The organism is Paenibacillus sp. sgz302148, from assembly GCF_056120465.1.
Map to the genome: position 1 here is coordinate 132,619 of NZ_JBVYOJ010000015.1, position 21,158 is coordinate 153,776.

18 protein-coding genes are annotated in these 21,158 nt (G+C 52.1%); 17 read left to right on the forward strand and 1 reads right to left on the reverse strand.

The window, feature by feature from the left end; translation table 11 throughout:
• Positions 1-67 precede the first annotated feature (67 nt).
• From AC0LWM_RS21920 to AC0LWM_RS21950, 7 genes are all read left to right on the forward strand, one after another.
• Complete coding sequence (locus AC0LWM_RS21920) at positions 68-328, forward strand: stage V sporulation protein S (protein WP_006211249.1); 261 nt, start codon at positions 68-70, stop codon at positions 326-328.
• A 99-nt stretch (positions 329-427) separates the two neighbouring features.
• A complete protein-coding gene (locus AC0LWM_RS21925) occupies positions 428-1,381 on the forward strand; it encodes a dipeptidase (protein ID WP_474677123.1) in 954 nt (317 codons plus the stop codon).
• 185 nt (positions 1,382-1,566) lie between these two features.
• Positions 1,567-3,300, forward strand: a complete 1,734-nt coding sequence (locus tag AC0LWM_RS21930) for a 2-oxoacid:acceptor oxidoreductase subunit alpha (RefSeq protein ID WP_474677124.1) — start codon at positions 1,567-1,569, stop codon at positions 3,298-3,300.
• Position 3,301: 1 nt separating this feature from the next.
• Positions 3,302-4,168, forward strand: coding sequence for a 2-oxoacid:ferredoxin oxidoreductase subunit beta (locus tag AC0LWM_RS21935; protein ID WP_474677125.1), 867 nt, complete (start codon positions 3,302-3,304; stop codon positions 4,166-4,168).
• 205 nt (positions 4,169-4,373) lie between these two features.
• Positions 4,374-4,943 (forward strand): phosphate propanoyltransferase, encoded by a 570-nt coding sequence (gene pduL, locus AC0LWM_RS21940; RefSeq protein WP_474677126.1) that lies wholly within the window; start codon positions 4,374-4,376, stop codon positions 4,941-4,943.
• A gap of 68 nt (positions 4,944-5,011) precedes the next feature.
• The gene (gene miaB / locus AC0LWM_RS21945) at positions 5,012-6,535 is read left to right on the forward strand and encodes a tRNA (N6-isopentenyl adenosine(37)-C2)-methylthiotransferase MiaB (RefSeq protein ID WP_474677127.1); all 1,524 of its coding nucleotides are present in this window, start codon (positions 5,012-5,014) and stop codon (positions 6,533-6,535) included.
• Positions 6,536-6,579: 44 nt separating this feature from the next.
• Positions 6,580-7,032, forward strand: a complete 453-nt coding sequence (locus tag AC0LWM_RS21950) for a YlbF/YmcA family competence regulator (RefSeq protein WP_474677128.1) — start codon at positions 6,580-6,582, stop codon at positions 7,030-7,032.
• 67 nt (positions 7,033-7,099) lie between these two features.
• Here the strand turns inward: AC0LWM_RS21950 and AC0LWM_RS21955 are convergent, their stop codons facing one another.
• Positions 7,100-7,807: a polysaccharide deacetylase family protein gene (locus AC0LWM_RS21955; RefSeq protein WP_474677181.1), complete on the reverse strand. Its 708-nt coding sequence runs from the start codon at positions 7,805-7,807 to the stop codon at positions 7,100-7,102.
• A gap of 284 nt (positions 7,808-8,091) precedes the next feature.
• On the opposite strand from AC0LWM_RS21955, the gene AC0LWM_RS21960 reads away from it, so the two are divergent.
• The 10 genes from AC0LWM_RS21960 to mreB all read left to right on the forward strand — a co-directional run bounded on the left by AC0LWM_RS21960 (position 8,092) and on the right by mreB (position 21,023).
• Positions 8,092-9,534, forward strand: coding sequence for a PAS domain-containing sensor histidine kinase (locus tag AC0LWM_RS21960; RefSeq protein ID WP_474677129.1), 1,443 nt, complete (start codon positions 8,092-8,094; stop codon positions 9,532-9,534).
• A 74-nt stretch (positions 9,535-9,608) separates the two neighbouring features.
• Entirely contained in the window at positions 9,609-10,181 is a 573-nt protein-coding gene (locus AC0LWM_RS21965; protein ID WP_474677130.1) for an FAD-dependent oxidoreductase, read from the forward strand.
• Between the two features lie 441 nt (positions 10,182-10,622).
• Positions 10,623-11,846, forward strand: a complete 1,224-nt coding sequence (locus AC0LWM_RS21970; RefSeq protein WP_474677131.1) for an amidohydrolase — start codon at positions 10,623-10,625, stop codon at positions 11,844-11,846.
• A gap of 986 nt (positions 11,847-12,832) precedes the next feature.
• Entirely contained in the window at positions 12,833-15,352 is a 2,520-nt protein-coding gene (gene hrpB / locus AC0LWM_RS21975; RefSeq protein WP_474677132.1) for an ATP-dependent helicase HrpB, read from the forward strand.
• Between the two features lie 38 nt (positions 15,353-15,390).
• Positions 15,391-16,395, forward strand: a complete 1,005-nt coding sequence (locus tag AC0LWM_RS21980) for an NAD-dependent epimerase/dehydratase family protein (RefSeq protein WP_474677133.1) — start codon at positions 15,391-15,393, stop codon at positions 16,393-16,395.
• A gap of 198 nt (positions 16,396-16,593) precedes the next feature.
• Positions 16,594-17,328 (forward strand): RNA polymerase sigma factor, encoded by a 735-nt coding sequence (locus tag AC0LWM_RS21985; RefSeq protein ID WP_474677134.1) that lies wholly within the window; start codon positions 16,594-16,596, stop codon positions 17,326-17,328.
• A 105-nt stretch (positions 17,329-17,433) separates the two neighbouring features.
• Positions 17,434-18,858, forward strand: a complete 1,425-nt coding sequence (locus tag AC0LWM_RS21990; protein WP_474677135.1) for an MFS transporter — start codon at positions 17,434-17,436, stop codon at positions 18,856-18,858.
• Between the two features lie 65 nt (positions 18,859-18,923).
• Complete coding sequence (locus tag AC0LWM_RS21995; RefSeq protein ID WP_474677136.1) at positions 18,924-19,259, forward strand: metal-sensitive transcriptional regulator; 336 nt, start codon at positions 18,924-18,926, stop codon at positions 19,257-19,259.
• A 56-nt stretch (positions 19,260-19,315) separates the two neighbouring features.
• Positions 19,316-19,951, forward strand: coding sequence for a nitrite/sulfite reductase domain-containing protein (locus AC0LWM_RS22000; protein WP_474677137.1), 636 nt, complete (start codon positions 19,316-19,318; stop codon positions 19,949-19,951).
• 85 nt (positions 19,952-20,036) lie between these two features.
• Positions 20,037-21,023 carry a rod shape-determining protein gene (gene mreB, locus AC0LWM_RS22005; RefSeq protein WP_474677138.1) on the forward strand — a complete coding sequence of 329 codons (987 nt, stop codon included), beginning with the start codon at positions 20,037-20,039 and terminating at the stop codon, positions 21,021-21,023.
• Positions 21,024-21,158 lie beyond the last annotated feature (135 nt).

A 21,158-nucleotide genomic window follows, 5' to 3' on the forward strand; every position in this document is an offset into this window, starting at 1 on the left:
TTTTTCAGTTTCCTAGAATACTATTTAATACTGGAACCAATCCATCATTCCCGAGGAGGTACTTTTCATGGAAGTATTAAAAGTTTCAGCAAAATCCAATCCAAACTCAGTTGCCGGAGCATTGGCCGGCGTGTTAAGAGAACGTGGTGGGGCGGAGCTTCAAGCCATCGGTGCGGGCGCATTGAATCAAGCGATCAAAGCGGTTGCGATTGCAAGAGGATTTGTGGCGCCAAGCGGGGTGGATTTAATTTGCATACCGGCATTTACGGATATCGTCATCGATGGGGAAGATCGGACCGCGATCAAACTAATCGTTGAACCAAGATAATGCGATTACCTTATGGGAATGAGAGTCAAAACCTGTTTATCAGTAGACAGGTTTTTTTGTTTTGGTTTGAAACGACATGACGAGGGGAATGATGTAACAATGAGAATCATTGACGGACATTGCGATGTGCTGAGCAAAATGCTGGAACAACCGCGGGTTCATTTTCAAGACGATGAGCGGCTCGATGTCACTTTAAACCGGCTTATGCAAGGCGGAATCGCGCTGCAATGTTTCGCCGTGTATTTATCCGAATCGCTGGGCGTGCCCAAATTTTCGCATATCCTGCAATGCGTCGACTTGCTGCATGAACGCATATTGTCGCACGAGCAGATGACCTTCGTCCGAACGAGCGCCGATTTGGTGAACGTAGCCGCATCCGGGGGCAAACGAATCGGGGCGATGCTGACGCTGGAAGGCGCGGACGGACTCGAAGGCGATTTGATGCATTTGCGCATATTATATCAGCTTGGACTGCGGATGATCGGGCTGACGTGGAATTACGGGAATTGGGCGGCCGACGGGGTCATGGAGCCGCGCAAAGGCGGACTCACCCGGAAGGGCGAAAAGCTCGTGAACGAATGTAACCGTCTCGGCATCATCATCGATATTTCGCATTTGGCGGAAAGAGGCTTCTGGGACGTTGCCGAAAAATCGACCAAGCCTTTTGTCGCGTCCCATTCCAACTGTTCCGCGGTATGCCCGCATCCGCGAAATTTGAACGACGAGCAAATCAAACATCTGATCGCCACCGGCGGCATTATGGGCGTTACTTTCGTCCCGTGGTTCGTCAAATCGGCCCCCTCCGTAACGATACGGGATTTGCTGGCCCATATCGATCACATTTGTGCATTGGGCGGTCAGGATCATATTGCATTCGGCTCGGATTTCGACGGCATCGACAAGTGGGTCGAGGGCTTGGAGCATCCCGGACAATACGCGCAATTCGCCGAAACGTTAAGCAAATACTATAACGACGAATTGGCCGAGAGCTTTCTGTTCGGCAATTGGTATAAATATTTAGTAAAGAATCTCCCGGGTGAGGGCCAATCTTAACAATCGATCTCGCAACGATATGGATTCCATCTCAAAGAACTATCTTTGATTTTGCTGAAATCCCTTGCATTTTGTCCGTAAGAGTCATAAAATTTGTTTGACCAGTGAAAAATTTTATTTATTGCTTTGTTAATTTTTTGTGGACTAGAATCACAACCAGTGATAATCAAAAGGAGTGGACTTTCTTGATTAGTCAATTGTCGTGGAAGATCGGGGGACAACAAGGCGAGGGTGTCGAAAGTACGGACCGTATTTTCTCCACAGCATTAAACCGTCTTGGCTACTATTTGTATGGTTACCGTCATTTCTCCTCGCGGATTAAAGGGGGCCATACGAACAATAAAATTCGGATCAGCACAAAGCCAATTCGAGCGATTTCCGACGATTTGGATATTTTGGTTGCCTTTGACCAAGAGTCGATCGATCTGAATGCTCACGAGCTGCGTGAGGGTGGCGTTATCGTCGCCGATGCGAAGTTTAGTCCGGTTGTTCCAGAAGGTGTCAAAGCAAGATTGTTCGCCGTACCGATTACGGCGATTGCCGAAGAGCTTGGTACATCCTTGATGAAGAACATGGTTGCTTCGGGCGCTTCTTGGGCGCTTCTCGGCTTGCCGATCGAAGTGTTCAACAAAGCCGTGGAAGAAGAATTCGGCCGCAAAGGACCGGCTATCGTTGAGAAAAATATCGAAGCCGTAGCCAGAGGAGCCAAGTTCGTTCTGGATGAAGCGGGCGGACCGATCAGCGCACTCGCGCTTGAACCTGCCGACGGCAAGCAGAAACTGTTCATGATCGGCAACGAAGCGATCGCGCTGGGCGCACTCGCAGCAGGATGCCGTTTCATGCCGGCGTATCCGATTACTCCGGCTTCGGAAATTATGGAATATCTCATTAAGAAATTGCCTAAGTTCGGCGGAACCGTCATCCAGACGGAAGACGAAATCGCAGCCGTAACGATGGCGATCGGCGCCAACTACGGCGGCGTTCGCGCAATGACGGCTTCTGCGGGCCCTGGTCTTTCGCTGATGATGGAAGCGATCGGACTGGCAGGCATGACTGAAACGCCTGTCGTTATCGTTAATACGATGCGCGGAGGCCCAAGCACGGGCTTGCCTACCAAGCAAGAGCAAAGCGACTTGAATGCGATGATTTACGGTACGCACGGCGAAATTCCGAAAGTCGTCATTCAACCAAGCACAATCGAAGAATGCTTCTACGATACGATCGAAGCATTTAATATATCCGAGAAATACCAAGTTCCGGTAATCGTCCTCGCCGACTTGCAGCTGGCGCTTGGCAAGCAATCTTGCGAAACGCTCGATTACAGCAAAATCGTCATCGAACGCGGCAACCTGGTCAGCGAAGCGGCTCCGGTGGAAGACGGCAAGCTGTTCAAACGTTACGAGTTCACGGGAGACGGCGTTTCGCCGCGTGTTCTGCCGGGCGTCAAAAACGGTATCCACCATGTTACCGGCGTAGAGCACGACCAAGAAGGACGTCCTTCGGAAAGCGCGACTAACCGTAAGAAAATGATGGATAAACGTTTGCACAAGCTGGACAATATTCAATTCACGAACCCGATCAAAGTCGATGCGCCTCATGAAACGCCGGATATGCTCATTATCGGGATGGGTTCGATCGGCGGTACGGTAGACGAGGCAAGAGCTCGCCTGACTGCCGACGGCATTTCGACCAACCATGCGACGGTGCGTCTCATTCATCCGTTCCCGGCGAAAGAGCTTGCTCCTTATATCGAGAAAGCGAAAAAAGTCGTTGTTATCGAGAACAACGCAACCGGCCAATTGGCTGACCAAATCAAGCTGAACATCGGATTTGCCGACAAAATCAGCACCGTATTGAAATATGACGGGACTCCGTTCCATCCTGCCGAAATTCATAACGAATGCAAGGGGTTGAACTAAGATGGCTACATTTAAAGACTTTCGTAACAACATTAAGCCAAACTGGTGTCCGGGCTGCGGAGACTTCTCCGTACAAGCGGCAATCCAAAGAGCGGCTGCCAATATCGGCCTCGAGCCGGAAGGCTTAGGCGTCGTATCCGGTATCGGCTGCTCCGGCCGGATATCGGGTTACATTAACGCATACGGCTTCCACGGGATCCATGGACGCTCGCTGCCAATCGCACAAGGCCTCAAGATGGCTAACCGCGAGCTGACGGTTATCGCTTCCGGCGGTGACGGCGACGGCTTCGCAATCGGCATGGGCCACACGGTCCACGCGATTCGCCGCAACATCGACATGACGTACATCGTCATGGACAACCAAATTTACGGCTTGACCAAAGGGCAAACTTCGCCGCGAAGCGCAGAAGGCTTCAAAACGAAAAGTACGCCGGAAGGTTCGATCGAGTCGACGCTGTCGCCGCTCGAAATCGCTTTGGCAGCTGGCGCAACGTTCGTCGCGCAATCGTTCTCGAGCGATCTGAAGCAGCTGACGTTCCTGATCGAGGAAGCGATGAAGCATAAAGGCTTCGCATTCCTGAACGTATTCAGCCCATGCGTAACGTTCAACAAAATCAATACGTACGACTGGTTCAAGGAGCACATCGTGAACTTGGATCAATTCCCTGAATATGATCCGTCGAACCGCGTCATGGCCATGACGAAGCTGATGGAAACGAACTCCATGGTAACAGGCCTGATTTATCAAGACAAATCGAAAAAAAGCTACGAAGATCTCGTGCCGGGCTTCAAGCCGGAAGCACTCGCAAAACAAGATCTGCAATTGTCCGAAGCGGACTTTGCCAAGCTCGTATCGGAATTCAAATAAGAAAAGCATAAGAACCGTATAATGCAAGGGGAGGCATATGGGGGATTACCGCCATATGCCTTTTCCTATAATATTAGAAATCAGCGAAGCTGAACTTTTCTAATATTTCATTTCTTTGTGGATAAGACTTCGAATACAAGCTTTTCTAATAATATCAACAGGCTATTTATACATAACCAATCAGTGTGTCAGAAGGGTGGATTTTATGAAAAACGTTCCTGTCGGCGTATCGGCGAGACATATTCACTTATCTCAAGAGCATATCGAAATATTATTCGGGAAAGGTTATTCGCTAACCGAGCTGAAACCGTTATCGCAGCCGGGACAATTCGCGGCGAACGAAACCGTTCGAGTGGAAGGCGCGAAGGGGTCGTTTGACAAAGTACGCATTCTGGGTCCGGCTAGAGGCAAGACGCAGCTGGAAATCTCGCGTACGGATGCTTTTCAGCTCGGTATAGCGGCGCCGGTACGAGAATCCGGCAATATAGCAGGAACGCCGGGAATTCGCATCATCGGGCCTGCGGGCGAAGTAACGACCGAGGAAGGCGTGATCGTTGCGGCAAGACATATTCATTTTCATACCTCGGATGCGGCAAAATGGGGCATCACCGACAAGCAGCTGCTTCGCGTTCGCGTAAACGGTGAAAGAGCGATCGTATTCGAAAATGTGATTGCCCGCATTTCCGATCAGTTTGCGCTGGACATGCATATTGACACGGACGAAGCCAACGCGGCCGGGGTAAAAACCGGAGATACTGCCGAAATTATCGATTGAAGGCAGCATATATTTTTTGAAAATCACCGTGCAAAGATGCTATAATGGTGTGATGATAGATTCCACCGATGTACGAACAGAAAGGAAGGGGTACGGTGAAGAAAGAACTAAACGTCATCACATCGAATAAACAATCTCAAAAAGATTACTCCATATATTTTCAGCCGCCTTCGTTAAAAGAGGCAAAAGCTCGGGGCAAGGAGGATATCCTTGTCGATTACAGCTTCTCCATACCGGAGGAAATGCAGCAATTCGGCCAAGGCAAACATTATTTGATCCGCACGTACGGCTGCCAGATGAACGAACACGATTCGGAAACGATGAAGGGCATGCTGGAGCAAATGGGCTATACGGCAACCGAAGACAAGCAGCAAGCCGATATTATTCTGCTGAATACATGCGCGATTCGGGAAAATGCCGAGGATAAAGTATTCGGCGAATTGGGCCATCTGAAGCATTTAAAGATCGAGAAGCCCGGTCTGCTTCTTGGCGTTTGCGGATGCATGTCGCAAGAAGAGTCGGTCGTTAACCGGATTTTGAATAAGCACGGCTTTGTCGATTTGATATTTGGCACGCACAACATTCATCGCCTGCCGAATCTGATCAAAGAAGCTCATTTCAGCAAAGAAATGGTTGTTGAAGTTTGGTCCAAGGAAGGCGACATTATCGAGAACCTGCCGAAGAAGCGCGAAGGATTGAAGGCATGGGTCAACATTATGTACGGCTGCGACAAATTCTGCACGTATTGCATCGTGCCTTACACGCGCGGCAAGGAACGCAGCCGCCGACCGGAAGATGTCATTGCCGAAGTACGCGAGCTCGCACGTCAAGGCTTCAAGGAAATAACGCTGCTTGGGCAAAACGTCAATGCGTACGGCAAAGATTTCGAGGATTTGAACTATACGTTCGGCGACCTTATGGACGATATCCACAAAATCGATATTCCGCGGGTTCGCTTTACGACTTCCCATCCACGCGATTTTGACGACCGGTTAATCGAGGTGCTTGCCAAGGGCGGCAACTTGGTCGAACATATCCATTTGCCCGTCCAATCGGGGAACACCGACATTTTGAAGCTGATGAGCCGCAAATATTCGCGTGAACATTACTTGGAATTGGTTCGCAAGATCAAAGCGGCGATCCCGGATGTCGTGCTCACGACCGATATAATCGTTGGATTCCCGGGCGAGACGGATGAACAGTTCGAGGACACACTTTCGCTCGTTCGCGAAGTCGGCTACGATTCGGCATACACGTTCATCTATTCGCCGCGCGAAGGTACACCGGCCGCTTCGATGGCCGACAATGTGCCGGCCGAAGTCAAGCGTGCACGGCTGCAGCGGCTCAACGATGTCGTCAACGAATACAGCCGGTCGAGCAATGAGAAGCTCCACGGCCAGATCATCGAAGTGCTCGTCGAAGGCGAGAGCAAGAACAACCCGGATGTGCTGGCAGGACGTTCTCGGACAAACAAACTGGTGCATTTTACAGGCTCCAAAGATTTGATCGGCCAAATCATTCAAGTGAAGGTTGTCGAGGCTCTAACATGGCATATTCGCGGCGAGGTAGTAGCCGAACGCGCGATTGTATAACAAGCAAGGTTTACACTTTAGACGACGGAAGGGACGTGTTGTTCTTGTCACACCATCATCATGACCACGATCACGAGCATGAGACGATCTATAGATCCCAAGATTTGATCGTGAGCAAAGATATTATGGCCAAAGCGAAAGAGCTGGCCGAGCTGATTTCCAATTCGGAGGAAGTTCAGCAATATAAGCAAGCCGAAGTCAAAATCAAAAACCACGATCACGTACAAGAGATGATTCGCTCGATCAAGAAGAAGCAAAAAGAAATCGTCGCCTTCAAATCGTTCCAAAATCCGAACATGGTGGAAAAGATCGAAAACGAAATCGATCAGCTGCAGGATGAGCTGGACGGCATTCCGGTCGTTGCGGAATTCCAGCAAACACAAGCCGATATCAATCAGCTGCTTCAGTTGATCGTTTCGGTCATTCGTGAAACCGTTTCGGAGAAAATCAACGTGGAATCCGGAACGGTAGCGTCACCTTCCAATTGCAGCGAGTAAATACGCTGAACCTACTAGGATAGGGCACCTTATTGTCAAATCGACAAGAAGGTGCTCTTTTTGCTAATCATTTGCTTTTCTTTTTCGAGACCGGATCGGGTGCGTTACGGCGATTGATCAATTCGGACACCGTTAGGAAAGTAAAGCCGCGCCGCTTCAGCTCCGGCAAAATTTGCTTGAGCGCATCGATCGTTTGCGAGCCGCCCATCACATGATCGTGGAACAAAACAATTTCACCGCCGCCCGCATTGTTCAAAACTTTATTGACGATTTTTTTAACGCCGGGCCTGCGCCAATCTTGCGTATCTTGATCCCAGGACCACATGATGATCAGATAGCCTTGCTTCTTCGCGAGCTCCACCATTTTCTCATTATAATATCCTCCCGGGGGCCGGAAGTAATGGGTATCCAAACCGGTAGCTTTGAATATTTCGTCATGTGCCCGTGACAATTCGGAGGAAAAAGTACGCATGGTCATTTTGCGGTTGAAATAAGGGTGGTTATAAGTGTGGTTGGCGACTTCATGACCTTCGCTGACTTCGCGTTTGACGATATCCGGATAAGCGGCCGCCCGTTTGCCGATTACAAAAAACGTCGCGTGAACTCCGTATTGCTTGAGTAAATCAAGTAGCTGAGGCGTCTCGATTTTGTCCGGTCCGTCGTCGAACGTTAAGGCAATCACTTTTTCCTTTGTAGGAACTTCCCATACAATATCTCCTCGTTTTTCGTAATACGCTCGTCCTTTGGCAGGGATCCCGAGGGAAGAACCTAACATCGTGATGGCAATGCCCAGATGGACGGGCCAGAGTAATTTAAACATGGGGTCACCTCGTAATTGGATAAATCACCAGAGTACATTCGTTTATTTTTGTAGTCCATCGATAGAAGTTTTTCTTAATATGAAAAAAAATGTGGCAGGATATACAAAACTGTTGTGGAATTCCATTGGTGAAAACAAATCTCTTCCAATTGGGTGAACAGTTAATGAAGCAGAGAGCATTGATGAGGAAATGGATGGTTAGCCTTTCAGCCCTTCGGAGGCGGATGAAATCTCATAACATGAGACTGGAACAAAAGCTTCGCTCTTCCCAAGAAATATTGGATTCCTTCATGAAGTTTTCATCGGACGGCATTGTGATCGTGGATTTGGAGGGCAAAGTGATAAAGGCCAATCCGGCTTTTGAGCAATTGCACGGATGGTCGCTTGAAGAATTGAAGGAGTTAACGCTGCCATGGATTCCCGAACATCGGATGGATCAGATGCTGGAGATTTTCCAAACGGTCATCTCGGGCGACCCGGTCAAAGGAATCGAAACCGTTCGATTGCACAAGAGCGGAGAAATGTTCATTACAAGCGTGTCGGTATCACCTGTTAAAGATCAAGATGGACGCGTCATTGCAATCGTGTCCGTAGAACGCGATATAACAAATTTAAAAAGCGTGGAAGACCAGCTTCGGCTTGCCCAGCAGGAAATGGAACAGCTGCTTCGCGAGCAGCAAGGCATGACATTCAAGTTTAAGAAAGTAAAGGATAAATACATCCATACGATGGCGGACGGCGAGCTTCTTTACCGGATGGGCAACGTTCCGGAAGAAATTGTCGGCAAGGAATTATACGATTTTTTTTCGTGCCAAACGATGATACGGAAAAAACTATCTTATTACGAACGAGCTTGGAACGGCGAAGAGCATGTAACCTACGAAGGGTCGAGAAACGGCATCACTTACCTGGCATCGCTGCGCCCAGTAAAAAGATGCGGTAAAGTCGTCGAGGTCATCGCTTCTTGTGTCGATATAACGGAAAGAAAACGAACGGAGGAGCTTCTGCGCAAATCGGAAAAGCTATCCGTCGTCGGCCAGCTCGCGGCCGGCGTTGCACACGAAATTCGCAATCCGTTGACCTCGCTGCGCGGGTTTACGCAGCTGCTGAGAGCAAAAAACGAAGAGCATGGAACTTTTTTTGACATCATGCTGACAGAGCTGGATCGGATCAATTATATCGTCAACGAATTTATGGTTGTGGCTAAACCGCAAATGATTTATTTCGAGGACAAGGATATCGGACTCATTCTGCGAAGCGTCATGATGCTGCTGGATACGCAAGCGATTATGCATAATGTACAGATTGTGTTCGAGGTGGAAGCGGATTTGCCGCTTGTACGTTGTGACGAGAATCAGTTGAAGCAAGTATTTATCAATGTGCTGAAAAACGCGATCGAAGCAATGCCAAACGGCGGTGAAATCAAGCTGGAAGCATGCATGGATGTGTCAGGGGCGATACGCATATGTTTTATCGATCAGGGGAAAGGTATTGCGGAGGAGCACATCCCTAAACTGGGAGAGCCGTTTTATACGACGAAGGAAACCGGGACGGGATTAGGTTTAATGGTCAGCTATAAGATTATTGAAGCCCACCGGGGCGTCATGAATATTACAAGCGAATTAAATCGAGGGACAACGGTCGTAATTTTGCTCCCTGTAGAGCCGAGTTACAGCATATAAAATATGTTTGTTATTTTTTGATAACTATATTATTCTAATAATGATTCTAAATACAATGCGGGAGGTATCAGGGTATGTATGATATTGCAATTATCGGTGCGGGGCCGGCCGGAGCAAGCGCTGCATTATTTGCTGCGAAAGCAGGGAAAAAAACGTTGATCGTCGACAGTGACCAAAGCATGACGAAACGGGCATGGATCGAAAATTTCTACGGCGTGAATGAAATTACAGGACCTGATATGATAAACATCGGGAAGGAGCAAGCCGTTAAATTCGGTGCGAAAATCGCTACGGGCAAAGCGTTGAATGTCGTGTCCAACGAAGGCGGCGCAACCCGATTCCGTATTGAATTGGAAAATGAATATTTTGAAGCGGAGCACGTCATTTTGGCGACGGGCGCATTGGTCGATCTTGCTGACAAAATCGGCGTGAAAACCAAACCGGGCACCGAACCGCGGATCAAAACGGTCGTAGATGCCGATGCGAGCGGCAAAACAAACATCGAAGGCATTTGGGCTGCGGGAACCGTGGCGGGAGTGAGCGTTCATGCCATCATAACGGCCGGGGACGGCGCGAAAGTAGCGATTAACGTCTTGAGTGAAATTAACGGCGAACGTTATGTGGATCATGACGTATTGAAGTCCTAGTTCTTTTTGTAAAAATCATTACAGTCAGAACCTTAATTCCATGGTTTCGTGGATTTAAGGTTTTTTGTTATGATATCAGAAAGTATAAATTTTCAGCGGAGCTGAACCTTTCTGATATTATAAGAAAAGCTTCATATAAGACACGAATGTATCTTCATCGAAAGACTTCGATCAGAAGCTTTTCTTAACGATAAAGAAAGTTTAAGTTCGCTAAAGCATTAAGCGAAGAGAACTTTCTTTACCAAGAATAAACTTCCGCTAAAACGCGGTCGCTCATCCTTGAATGACTTCGATAGAAGTTTTTCTTATGATGCGAACGAAGCGGGACGAACGATAATAGACGATATCTTCCCGGCAGTAAAAGAGATGACGGAATAGCTTGTCCGCGATATAATGATACGGAGTTGAACAAGATCTGATATCGCAGAGAGGAGTTACAGCATGAATTCAGAAAACCGATGGTTAAGAAACGTTCGCTTGGAATGTGGATATGCGTATGATGACGAAGGCGTTATTGCTTCAACGGTATCCGAGCTGTATCATATTCGAATCGAAAACGGAGCGATAGCGGAGCTTGTTGCTGCGAACACGGAGTCCGCCGATTCCGTTCCGGTTGGAGAACATACTTACGATGCGGCAGGGGCGCTTCTGCTTCCGCCTTTTCAAGAAATGCATATTCATATTGACAAGACGTATTACAGCGATCGATGGAGAGCGGTAAAACAGGCGAAGTCGATATTTGACCGATTCAAAGAAGAAGAGCGTCTGCTGCCCGAGCTTCTGCCGAAGGCGCAGGAACGGGCGGAGAACATGCTGGCTACGCTGCTAGCAGCGGGTACGACACATGTTCGGACTCATTGCAATATCGATCAGGTTGTCAAATTGAACAACCTGGAGGCAATACTGCGCGCATTCGAAACGTTCGCAGGTAAAATCACGTATGAAATCGTCGCTTTCCCGCAGCACGGCTTGCTTCGTTCGAACGCGGCCGGTTTGGTTCGGGAGGCATTGCAGCATGGAGCGGCTCTCGTTGGAGGCGTAGATCCGCAGACGGTGGACGGTGATATCGAAACATCGCTGCAGACGATGATGGAGCTTGCCGTGGAAGCCAATGCGAACATCGACCTCCATTTGCATGAAGGAGGGGCAACAGGCCTTGCGACCATCCGCAGATTGGCGGAGCTGGCCGAGGAAGCGGGCTGGCAAGGCCGCGTGACGCTGAGCCATGCATTCGCATTGGGGCAAATCGCGGGAACCGAAGCGGACGAAATGGCGGCACGCCTTGCGTCATTAGGCATTTCGATAGCGACGACGGTACCCTTCCATTCGGCGCCGCCCGTTCCGATGCTGCGTCAGCACGGCGTGCACGTCATGCTCGGCACGGACAGCATCAACGATCACTGGTCGCCGTTCGGCAACGGCGATCAGCTGGAGAAGGCGGGCCGCTTAGCGGAACGGTTCGGTTGGGTGGACGAGCGCTCGCTAGGGCAGGCGCTTCGCCACATCACCGGCGGCGTAACGGCGTTGTCCGAAAACGGCGACCGGCTGTGGCCGAACGTCGGCGACGATGCGAGCGGCGTGCTCGTGGAAGCAAGCTGCTCCGCCGAAGCGGTGGCACGCCGGGCGAAACGCAAAGCGGTTGTTGTGCGCGGCAGCGTGGTGTAGCTCAAGGACAGGCTCCAGGCGAAGGGAGCCTGGAGTTTGAGTGCATCGCATGCCTCGTGTGTTCTAAGGTTTGCATAGATAGAGAATGTTTCACTTTAATACGCGTTGTCAGAATAGGCTTGCATGTGCACGCAGTTTGCTGCATGCAAGCCTTTTTGCGATTCGATCATAAAATTAGACAGGGAAGGGAAAGTTCATTAACTGGAAAATATGCAGTTAATTTCTGGGGATAGATTGATTTTCGTAATAATAACTGGATTTTATGATGTTAATTTTTGCTGGGAAGTGGAAAACTGATATTTTTGCTGGAATTATATACATGAAATACAGTTGTTTCTCTCGACTTCATCGATCGACGAAAATTAAGTGCATCTTTTCCCGTTATTTATGTGATGCCCGGACCTCACACCGGACACGAACGTGACGTGTACCTGCACCTTCTCCCCGTATCCGAACCGAACCCCGAACCCCGAACCCCGAACCCCGAACCTCGAACTCCGAACCCCGAACCCCGAATCCCGAACCCCGAACCTCGAACTCCGAACCCCGAACCCCGAATCCCGAACCCCGAACCTCGAACTCCGAACCCCGAACCCCGAATCCCGAACCCCGAACCTCGAACTCCGAACCCCGAACCCCGAATCCCGAACCCCGAACCTCGAACTCCGAACCCCGAACCCCGAATCCCGAACCCCGAACCTCGAACTCCGAACCCCGAACCCCGAATCCCGAACCCCGAACCTCGAACCCCGAACCCCGAACCCCAAACCCGAACCCCGAACCCCGAACCCTAACCCGAATCGGCCCCACGAACCTTGTACCTGAATTCAAAACCACGAAAGGTAATTTTCAGTACCACAACCGAGCCATTCATCTTATTTGTCAAAATTTTTCAAGTGCTATTCTGCACTCAGCCTCAACATCATCGGTTCGAACAGCATACGGCATGACAAGCGGCCCGTATATCAAGTAAAATGATAATCACGATGTTGAAACAGAGGAGTTGCGATGATTTGCTGCCGATTGATCATATATTGCCACAACTGAAAGAAACGCTCCGCGGCCATGTAAATGCAGTGCTTGTTGCGGCACCGGGCGCGGGGAAAACGACGCGCGTGCCCCTTGCGCTGCTCAGCGAGCCATGGCTGGCCGGTCGGCGCATTTTGATGCTGGAGCCGCGGCGGCTTGCGGCGCGTTCAGCCGCCAAATTTATGGCGGCACAGCTTGGCGAGACGGTAGGCGAGACCGTCGGGTATCGCGTTCGGATGGAAACGAAGGTCGGACCCAAAACACGGATCGAGGTCATCACCGAAGGGGTATTGACCCGGATGCTGCAAGCCGACCCTGCGTTGGAAGGCGTAGGCGCGGTTTTGTTCGACGAATTCCACGAGAGGAGCTTGCATGCCGACCTCGGATTGGCACTGGCGCTGCAATCGCAGGCACTGCTGCGTGAAGATCTGCGCTTGCTGGTCATGTCGGCGACGCTGGAGGCCGAGCCGGTCGCGGCATTGCTCGGAAGCGCGCCGGTTCTCGCGAGTGAAGGACGGGCCTATCCCGTCGAAACGCGATATGCGGATCGCCGAATCGAGGGCAGGATCGATGGGGCAGTCGCCGCTGCGGTAATGGAGGCGCTCGCGAACGACGAAGGCGACCTGCTCGTTTTCCTGCCGGGCGCCGGCGAAATACGAGCCGTGGAAGCGCGGCTGGCTGCGCAGGTGCCGACCCGGTTCCGGCAAGTGCGGATTGCTCCGCTATACGGCGCGATGCCGCAAGAAGCGCAAGACAGGGCGATTGCGCCGTGTGAAGCGGGAGAGCGCAAAGTTGTGCTGGCGACATCCATCGCCGAAACAAGCTTAACCGTTGAGGGCGTGTGCGTCGTCATCGACAGCGGCTTGTCGCGTGTTCCGCGGTTTTCGCCGCGGACCGGGATGACCCGGCTGGAGACGACGACCGTATCGCGGGCATCGGCGGACCAGCGGCGTGGCCGAGCGGGACGGCTTGGCCCAGGCGTATGCTATCGGCTATGGTCGGAACAAGATGACCGTAACCTGCCTGCACGCAGCGTACCGGAAATCCTGGAAGCGGACCTCGCGCCGCTTGCCCTGGAGCTTGCCGAATGGGGCGTTACGGAGCCGGGCGAGCTGATGTGGCTCGACCCGCCTCCGGCAGCCGCCTACGAGCAAGCGCGCGAGCTGCTGAGCCGGCTCGGCGCGCTTGGGCCGAAGGGCGGGCTGAGCCCGCACGGCCGGCAACTCGCCGAGCTCGGGCTGCATCCGCGGCTCGCGCATATGATCGTCGCGGCTTCCCGGCATGGCCTCGGCGCAACGGCCTGCGAGCTCGCGGCGCTGCTCTCCGAGCGCGATCTGTTCCGCGGCAGCGGGGCGCGCGACGCCGATTTGCGCTCGCGGCTCGATGCGCTCCGCCGCGCATCCGACGATGCGCCCGCCGGCGCTACGGTTGACGCAGTGGCGCTCCGCCGCATCCGGGCCGAGTCCGCGCAATGGAAGCGCGCCGCGAAGGTGCCGCCCGGCGAGCCGGTCGACTCCGACGCGTGCGGGCTGCTGCTGGCGCTGGCGTACCCCGACCGGATCGGCCAGCGCCGCAGCGACGGGCGCTACCTGCTGAGCAACGGGCGCGGGGCGGCTTATCCTGCGGCGCAAGCGACGGCGGGGACGCCGTATATCGTCGCCGCGGAGCTGGACGATACCGGCACCGACAGCCGGATCGACTTGTCCGCTCCGGTGACGGTGGCCGAGCTGGAGCGCTTCGGCGCGGAGCTGATTACGGACGAAGCGATCGTCGAGTGGGATGCGGATGCGCAAGCGGTACGGGCAAGACAGCGCAAACGGCTTGGCGCGCTCATTCTGAAAGAAACGCCGCTCGCAAATCCCGATCCGTCCCAGTGCCTGGCTGCGCTGATGCAAGGTGTCAGCCAACAAGGCGTCGGCATGCTGCCCTGGAACAAAGCCTCGCGTCAATTGCAGCAGCGCATCCAGTTTATGAACCGGCATACGACGGATTGGCCGGAAGTTTCAGACGATGCGCTTGCGGCTTCGCCTGCGGAATGGCTCGGGCCCCATGCTTATGGGATGCGCAGCAAGGCGGATTTGCAGCGTCTTAACATGATCTCCGTGCTGGAGGGCATGCTCTCTTGGGAACAGCGCCGGGAGCTGGACGAGCAGGCGCCAACGCATATCACGGTTCCGAGCGGCTCACGGATTGCGGTGGATTACAGCGATCCCGATGCACCGGTGCTCGCCGTTCGTCTTCAAGAGATGTTCGGCCAACACGATACGCCCCGAATCGCCAGAGGAAAGGTGCCGATCGTCATGCATCTGTTGTCGCCGGCCCAACGCCCCGTTCAGGTGACGCAGGATTTGGCGAACTTTTGGCGAACTACCTATTTTGAAGTGAAAAAAGATTTGAAAGGACGTTACCCGAAACACTATTGGCCGGACGACCCGCTCTGCGCGATGCCGACTCATCGCACGCGTCCTCGGCAATAATTTGCCCTGGGCGGCGTGTGAACGACCGGAGGGATACGATGAAACTGTTAGTGCTTGGCGGTACCGTATTTTTAGGCGTGCATTTGGTTGAAGCAGCGAAGCGAGCCGGACATGAAGTAACGATATTTACGAGAGGCGAATCGAACCCGGACGTATTCCCCGATGTCGAGAAACTGCAAGGCAACCGGGACGGAAACCTGAATGCGCTGAGGGGCAGACGTTGGGACGCGGTGATCGATACATCAGGTTACGTACCGCGTATCGTTCGCCAGTCGGCGGAGCTTCTTGCCGATGCGGTCGATACGTATGTGTTCGTGTCGAGCATATCCGCATATGCGGATCTTAGCACCCCAGACACAGATGAGACGTCGCCCGTCGGCGTGCTGGAAAATCCGAACACGGAAGAGGTCGGAAAACATTACGGCGAACTGAAGGCAGCTTGCGAGAGTACGATCGAAGAAATCTTTCCTGAGCGAGCGCTCCATATTCGCCCAGGCTTGATTGTTGGTCCGCATGACCCAAGCGATCGATTTACGTACTGGCCGGTCCGCTTGGCTCGCGGCGGGAGGGTGCTGGCGCCGGGCAATCCCGACGCGCAGGTGCAATTTATTGATGCAAGAGATTTGGCGGAATGGATGATTCGAATGGCGGAAGCGAAGCTGCGCGGCATTTATAATGCGACAGGTCCGGAATTCCCGCTATCGATGCAATCGTTTCTTCAACATGCGAAGGCTGCAATTGCAAGCGATGCAGAATACGTTTGGCTTGATCATGCTTTTCTGCTGGAAAATCAAGTTCAACCTTGGATCGAAATGCCGCTGTGGATCCCGCCTTTCGGCGATACGATGTCGGTTGCCCATCTGATGGGGGTTAACATCCGGAAAGCGCTCGACGCTGGCCTCGCGTTTCGGCCGATCGCGGATACCGTTCGCGAAACACTCGAATGGAACGCGGCGCGCCCAGCCGATCAGAGAAGAAGGGCTGGACTTGATGCTGATAAGGAGCGGGCGTTGCTGGCCGCATTTGAACAAACGAGAAACTGAAATGGATTTCTCCAATACATAAACATCGGCACAAGCTGCCGGTGTTTTTTTAAACTCGGAATGCAGCGGCTAACAAATTTTCTTAAAAAACCATTCCGAGATTTTCATCATACCGTTCATGCTATGTTCACATTTAACTGTTACAATGGTGATCAATGGAGAGAAGGGACAGGGGCCTGCAAGAAAGGCGGTTGAACCGTGAACGTAAAAACGATGAACGTACATACGATGGACGGGCAGAACTTGCACGTACAAACGCTGGACGAACAACCAACAAAGGGACAACCTGCAAATGGACAACCTACAAAAGGGCAAACTTTGGATTGCAGAGATAGGACCGGAACAGAGGTCTCGGCCGCATTCACGGAGTCCGTATCGCCGTATTTGGACGAAATTCGCCATTATTGCGCATACCTTACGGCATCCAAATGGGATGGCGAGGATTTGTTTCAGGACGTGCTGCTGAAACTGTATTTGTTTTTTACCAAAAAAGGGACCTTTACGTATCCGAGGCCGCTGCTCTATAAGGCTGCCCGCAACTTGTGGATCGATCAAAACCGCAAAGGGCGGCTTCATACGGTGCCCATCGAGGACATGGCTCACTTGTCGTGCGATCGTACCGACTATACCGGAGTGCGGGACTGGGTGGATTGGCTGGCAGACCGGCTAACCAAGCGCGAGTTAAAAATGTTCGTGCTGGCGGAGCTATTCGACTACTCCTACGAACATATTTCCGAGGAATGCAAGTGTACGTTGTCGGTTGTGAAAAATACGCTGCATCGCACCAAAAGACAACTCCGTACCTATTCTATCGGTGCGGTGGATGCCAAAGAGACCGCACACGCCGCAGCGGCAAAGAGCAGCAAGCATCATTGGGCGCGCCAAGAGCTGGAGTATTGGGTAAACGCGATAGTGGTTAACGATATTCGTTAATCGGGATGCGAAGGGGACAACCCCTTCTTTTTTGGGGATTGACAAATAGGATAGGGGGCTATACTATAATATTTGTAAAACAAATCCAATCAAGGAGGAATAGATATGTCAATCGAAGCGAGTGCGGTCGGGGCTCCGGATCCCAAAAGATGGAGAGCGTTGTTCTTGTTATGCTTCGCGCAATTTATTGTCATCATGGATACGTCCATCATCGGGGTAGCGCTGCCCGCGATCAAGGAGGCGCTTGGATACTCGCAAAGCGGTCTGCAGTGGGTGTTCAACGCATACGTGATTTGTTTCGGCGGGTTTATGCTGCTGGGCGGCAGACTTTCGGATTTATTCGGTCAACGCAAAATATTCATGCTCGGATTTACGATTTTATCCGCCGCATCGCTGCTGGCCGGGGTCGCATGGTCGGAGGCCTCGATGAATGCGGGGCGGGCGCTTCAAGGCTTCGGCTCGGCGTTGATATTGCCGGCGGCGCTTACGATACTCATGATGCTGTTCGCCCACAATCCGAAGGAATTGACGAAGGCACTAGGTTTTTGGGGGGCTTCGGCAGCGGCGGGCGGAACGGCGGGCGTATTTCTCGGCGGCGTCATCACGGAATGGCTGAGCTGGAACTGGACGTTTCTGATCAATATTCCGGTTGGGCTGTTTGCATTGTTCTACAGCGGAATCGTATTGCCTGCGGGTGCGCGCCGCAAGGGCAGCGTTGATTTTATCGGAGGGGCGACGATCACGGTTGCGCTTGTGCTTGCCGTTTATGCGATCGTCACAGCGGAGCAAGCAGGCTGGACATCGGTTCAAACCATCGCGCTGCTCGTCGCTTCGATCGTGCTGATCGCAATATTTTTCATCATCCAGAAGGTGAAGAAAGAGCCGCTTGTTCCGCTACGTATTTTTAAAGCGCCGAACTTGCTTGCAGGCAATCTCGTGTTTGCGCTACTAGCCGGTGCCTGGATTCCATTATGGTTTTTCTTGAATTTATATTTGCAGCAAGTGCTGCATTTCACCGCGTTCGCAAGCGGGGTGGCTCTTGTGCCGATGACCGTGCTGGTCATGATCGTCATGGTGACCGTTACGGGACGTTTGGTCGGCAGATTTGGATATAAAAGCATCCTTGTGCTCGGCATGTTATTGCTTTGCGGTTCGTTAGCATTATTCGCAGGCAATACGCCGGAGGATGGAAGCTTCCTCATCCACGTGCTGCCTGCTTCCCTGCTCGGCGCCCTCGGCATGGCTTTTGCCTTCATTCCGGCAACGATCGCATCGATGTCCGGCGCGAAACCGGAGGATACGGGACTTGCGTCAGGCATATCCAATACGGGGTACCAGATCGGCTCGGCCATCGGCCTTGCCGTCATGACAGCCGTTGCGTCCTCGTGGACGAAAGGGGTTATGGACGGAGGGCTGCAGCAAGCGGCATCGTTGAATGCGGGATTCCATGCGGCGTTTGTCGGTGCGTCTATCATTGCCGGTGTCGGCCTCGTTATGGCTGTTCTATTGTTGAAATCGAAGTTTGAATAAACTTTTTTGCATAGGGTAGGGGGGTCATGCTACAATATGCTAAAACAACAAGGGAGTGAAGTCTCGTGGATCACGTGTCACAAGCGTCCAAACATGACGAATCGTGTGCTTCTTGCTCGGACGAGCGAAAAAGCCATCATTCCGAAAAAACGAAGAACAACCTGATCAGCAGATTAAATCGTATTGAAGGTCAAATCCGCGGCGTCAAAGGGCTGATCGAAAAAGACACGTATTGCGACGACGTATTAAACCAAATCTCATCGATCCAGTCGGCGCTGAACGGCGTGGGCAAGCTGCTGCTGGAGCATCATATGAAGAGCTGCGTCATCGAACGGATTCAGGAAGGCGACCATGACGTCATTGAAGAATTGCTTGTAACGATGAATAAGCTGATGAAATAAGGGTTCGGAAGAACCTTTTTTAACGCTCGTCATTATAGGGAGGGGGAGTAGCCTAAATGATGGAAGGTGAAAAAATTACGTTTGCCGTCACCCCTGGCTTTGAGGTTGGAGGGACCTTGTTTAAACCGGAGCAATTGGCCGTTCTTGGCTCGATTGTAGGGGAAGACGCGATTATTGAAATGACCACGTTTAAGCAATTGTATGTCACGATGCATGCAAGCCGTCTGGAGGAGGTCCAGCCACAGCTTCGGGGCGTTGGACTTCAACTTCACCCGGCGGGATTTTATACGAAAAGCCTGATTACGTGTAATTTTTGCAAAGGAGCCGAGGAGGCGGGTCTCGAAATCGCCTACGCATTGGATCATGCCGTCGCCGGCAAGGAAACGCCAAGTCCGCTCAAAATCGGTTATGCCGGCTGTGCGCTTGGGACTAGCGAACCGCTCCTTAAAGATATTGCTGTCGTCAAGATGCGCAATACGTTCGATATTTACGTTGGCGGCGAAACGAAAGGATTAAAGGCCGCGCTCGGACAACTCTTTATGAGCGGAGTTACGGCCGAAAGGGTAATACCGATCGTGTCGCGATTGATCGAATGTTACCGGCTGCAAGGAAAGCGGAAAGAGAAGTTTTCCAGGTTTATTGCGCGTATGACTTTAGAACGACTGCATGAAATAACTGGGACTTTAGACTGACCCCCACAAAAAATGATTTTCTCCCGAATGCTATGTAGGTTATCTAAAAAACACCAAGACATACAACGAGAGGGAGCGTGTTAAAGTGGGACGATTGCAGCGGCGTTTCGGCGTAGATCTGGGAACTTGTAACACTATTATATATAAACATGGCAAAGGAATCGTCCTTCAAGAGCCGTCGGTCGTGGCGGTTAATAGAGATACGGGCGAAATCGCGGCTTTCGGCGAGGAAGCAAAAGCGATGATCGGCAGAACGCCGGCGAATCTGGAAGTGGTATATCCTCTACAGGACGGCGTTATCGCGAATTTTGATATGACGACGGCGATGCTGAAGCATTTTATCGGCAAAATCCAGAAAAAAAGCTGGTTCGGCAGCACGCAAGTATTCATATCCGTCCCATGCGGGGTGACGAACGTTCAACGCAGGGCGGTTGAGGAAACCGCCCTGCAGAAGGGCTCGGGCAAGACGGTTGCGATCGAAGAACCGCTTGCTGCGGCCATCGGCGCGGGTTTACCCGTCACCGAACCGACCGGGTGTATGGTGCTCGACATCGGCGGCGGTACGAGCCAGGTGGCCGTCATTTCGCTTGGGGGCATCGTGGTCAGCAGATATGTACGCAGAGGCGGCATGTCGATCGACCGGGATATCATCGATTATGTGAAACGAACGCATAACGTTCTGATCGGCGAGCGTACGGCCGAAGAGATCAAGAAGAATGTAGCGACCGTCATACGGCCTGCCGAGGACGTTAGCATGGATATACGCGGAAGGGACCTCGTCAACGGGCTTCCGAAGACGATCACGATCAAAGCAAGCGAAATTTATGACCTACTGAACGAATTTATCCTCGTGATCGTAGATCATATTCGCCAAGCCATAGAGGAATGTCCGCCGGAGCTTGCAGGGGACGTGATGGAGCGGGGCATTTTGTTATGCGGCGGAGGCGCGCTGCTGCAGGGGATGGATCAAAGGCTTCAGGCGGAAACCGGTGTTCCCGTTAATTTAGCCGATCAGCCTTTGGAATGCGTCGCGCTCGGGGCTGGCCAAATGCTGACGTCCGATCGCAGTTGATACGAACTCCAGGGGAATTAGGATATCGAGATGCGATGTTCTGTTAATACGTAACGTGGGATCGATATAGTAAATATCATAGAACGCAAAAAAGGCCGCAAGTGTGAACTGCACCCCAATAGTTAGTGTGTCTAA

Coding starts and splice junctions, on each gene's coding strand:
- AC0LWM_RS22000 (WP_474677137.1), top strand. CDS start 19,316: ATGATGGAAGGTGAAAAAATTACGTTTGCCGTCACCCCTGGCTTTGAG.
- AC0LWM_RS21970 (WP_474677131.1), top strand. CDS start 10,623: ATGAATTCAGAAAACCGATGGTTAAGAAACGTTCGCTTGGAATGTGGA.
- AC0LWM_RS21960 (WP_474677129.1), top strand. CDS start 8,092: ATGAGACTGGAACAAAAGCTTCGCTCTTCCCAAGAAATATTGGATTCC.
- miaB (WP_474677127.1), top strand. CDS start 5,012: ATGTACGAACAGAAAGGAAGGGGTACGGTGAAGAAAGAACTAAACGTC.
- pduL (WP_474677126.1), top strand. CDS start 4,374: ATGAAAAACGTTCCTGTCGGCGTATCGGCGAGACATATTCACTTATCT.
- AC0LWM_RS21980 (WP_474677133.1), top strand. CDS start 15,391: ATGAAACTGTTAGTGCTTGGCGGTACCGTATTTTTAGGCGTGCATTTG.
- AC0LWM_RS21935 (WP_474677125.1), top strand. CDS start 3,302: ATGGCTACATTTAAAGACTTTCGTAACAACATTAAGCCAAACTGGTGT.
- AC0LWM_RS21925 (WP_474677123.1), top strand. CDS start 428: ATGAGAATCATTGACGGACATTGCGATGTGCTGAGCAAAATGCTGGAA.
- AC0LWM_RS21990 (WP_474677135.1), top strand. CDS start 17,434: ATGTCAATCGAAGCGAGTGCGGTCGGGGCTCCGGATCCCAAAAGATGG.
- AC0LWM_RS21965 (WP_474677130.1), top strand. CDS start 9,609: ATGTATGATATTGCAATTATCGGTGCGGGGCCGGCCGGAGCAAGCGCT.
- AC0LWM_RS21920 (WP_006211249.1), top strand. CDS start 68: ATGGAAGTATTAAAAGTTTCAGCAAAATCCAATCCAAACTCAGTTGCC.
- AC0LWM_RS21955 (WP_474677181.1), bottom strand. CDS start 7,807: ATGTTAGGTTCTTCCCTCGGGATCCCTGCCAAAGGACGAGCGTATTAC.
- hrpB (WP_474677132.1), top strand. CDS start 12,833: ATGTTGAAACAGAGGAGTTGCGATGATTTGCTGCCGATTGATCATATA.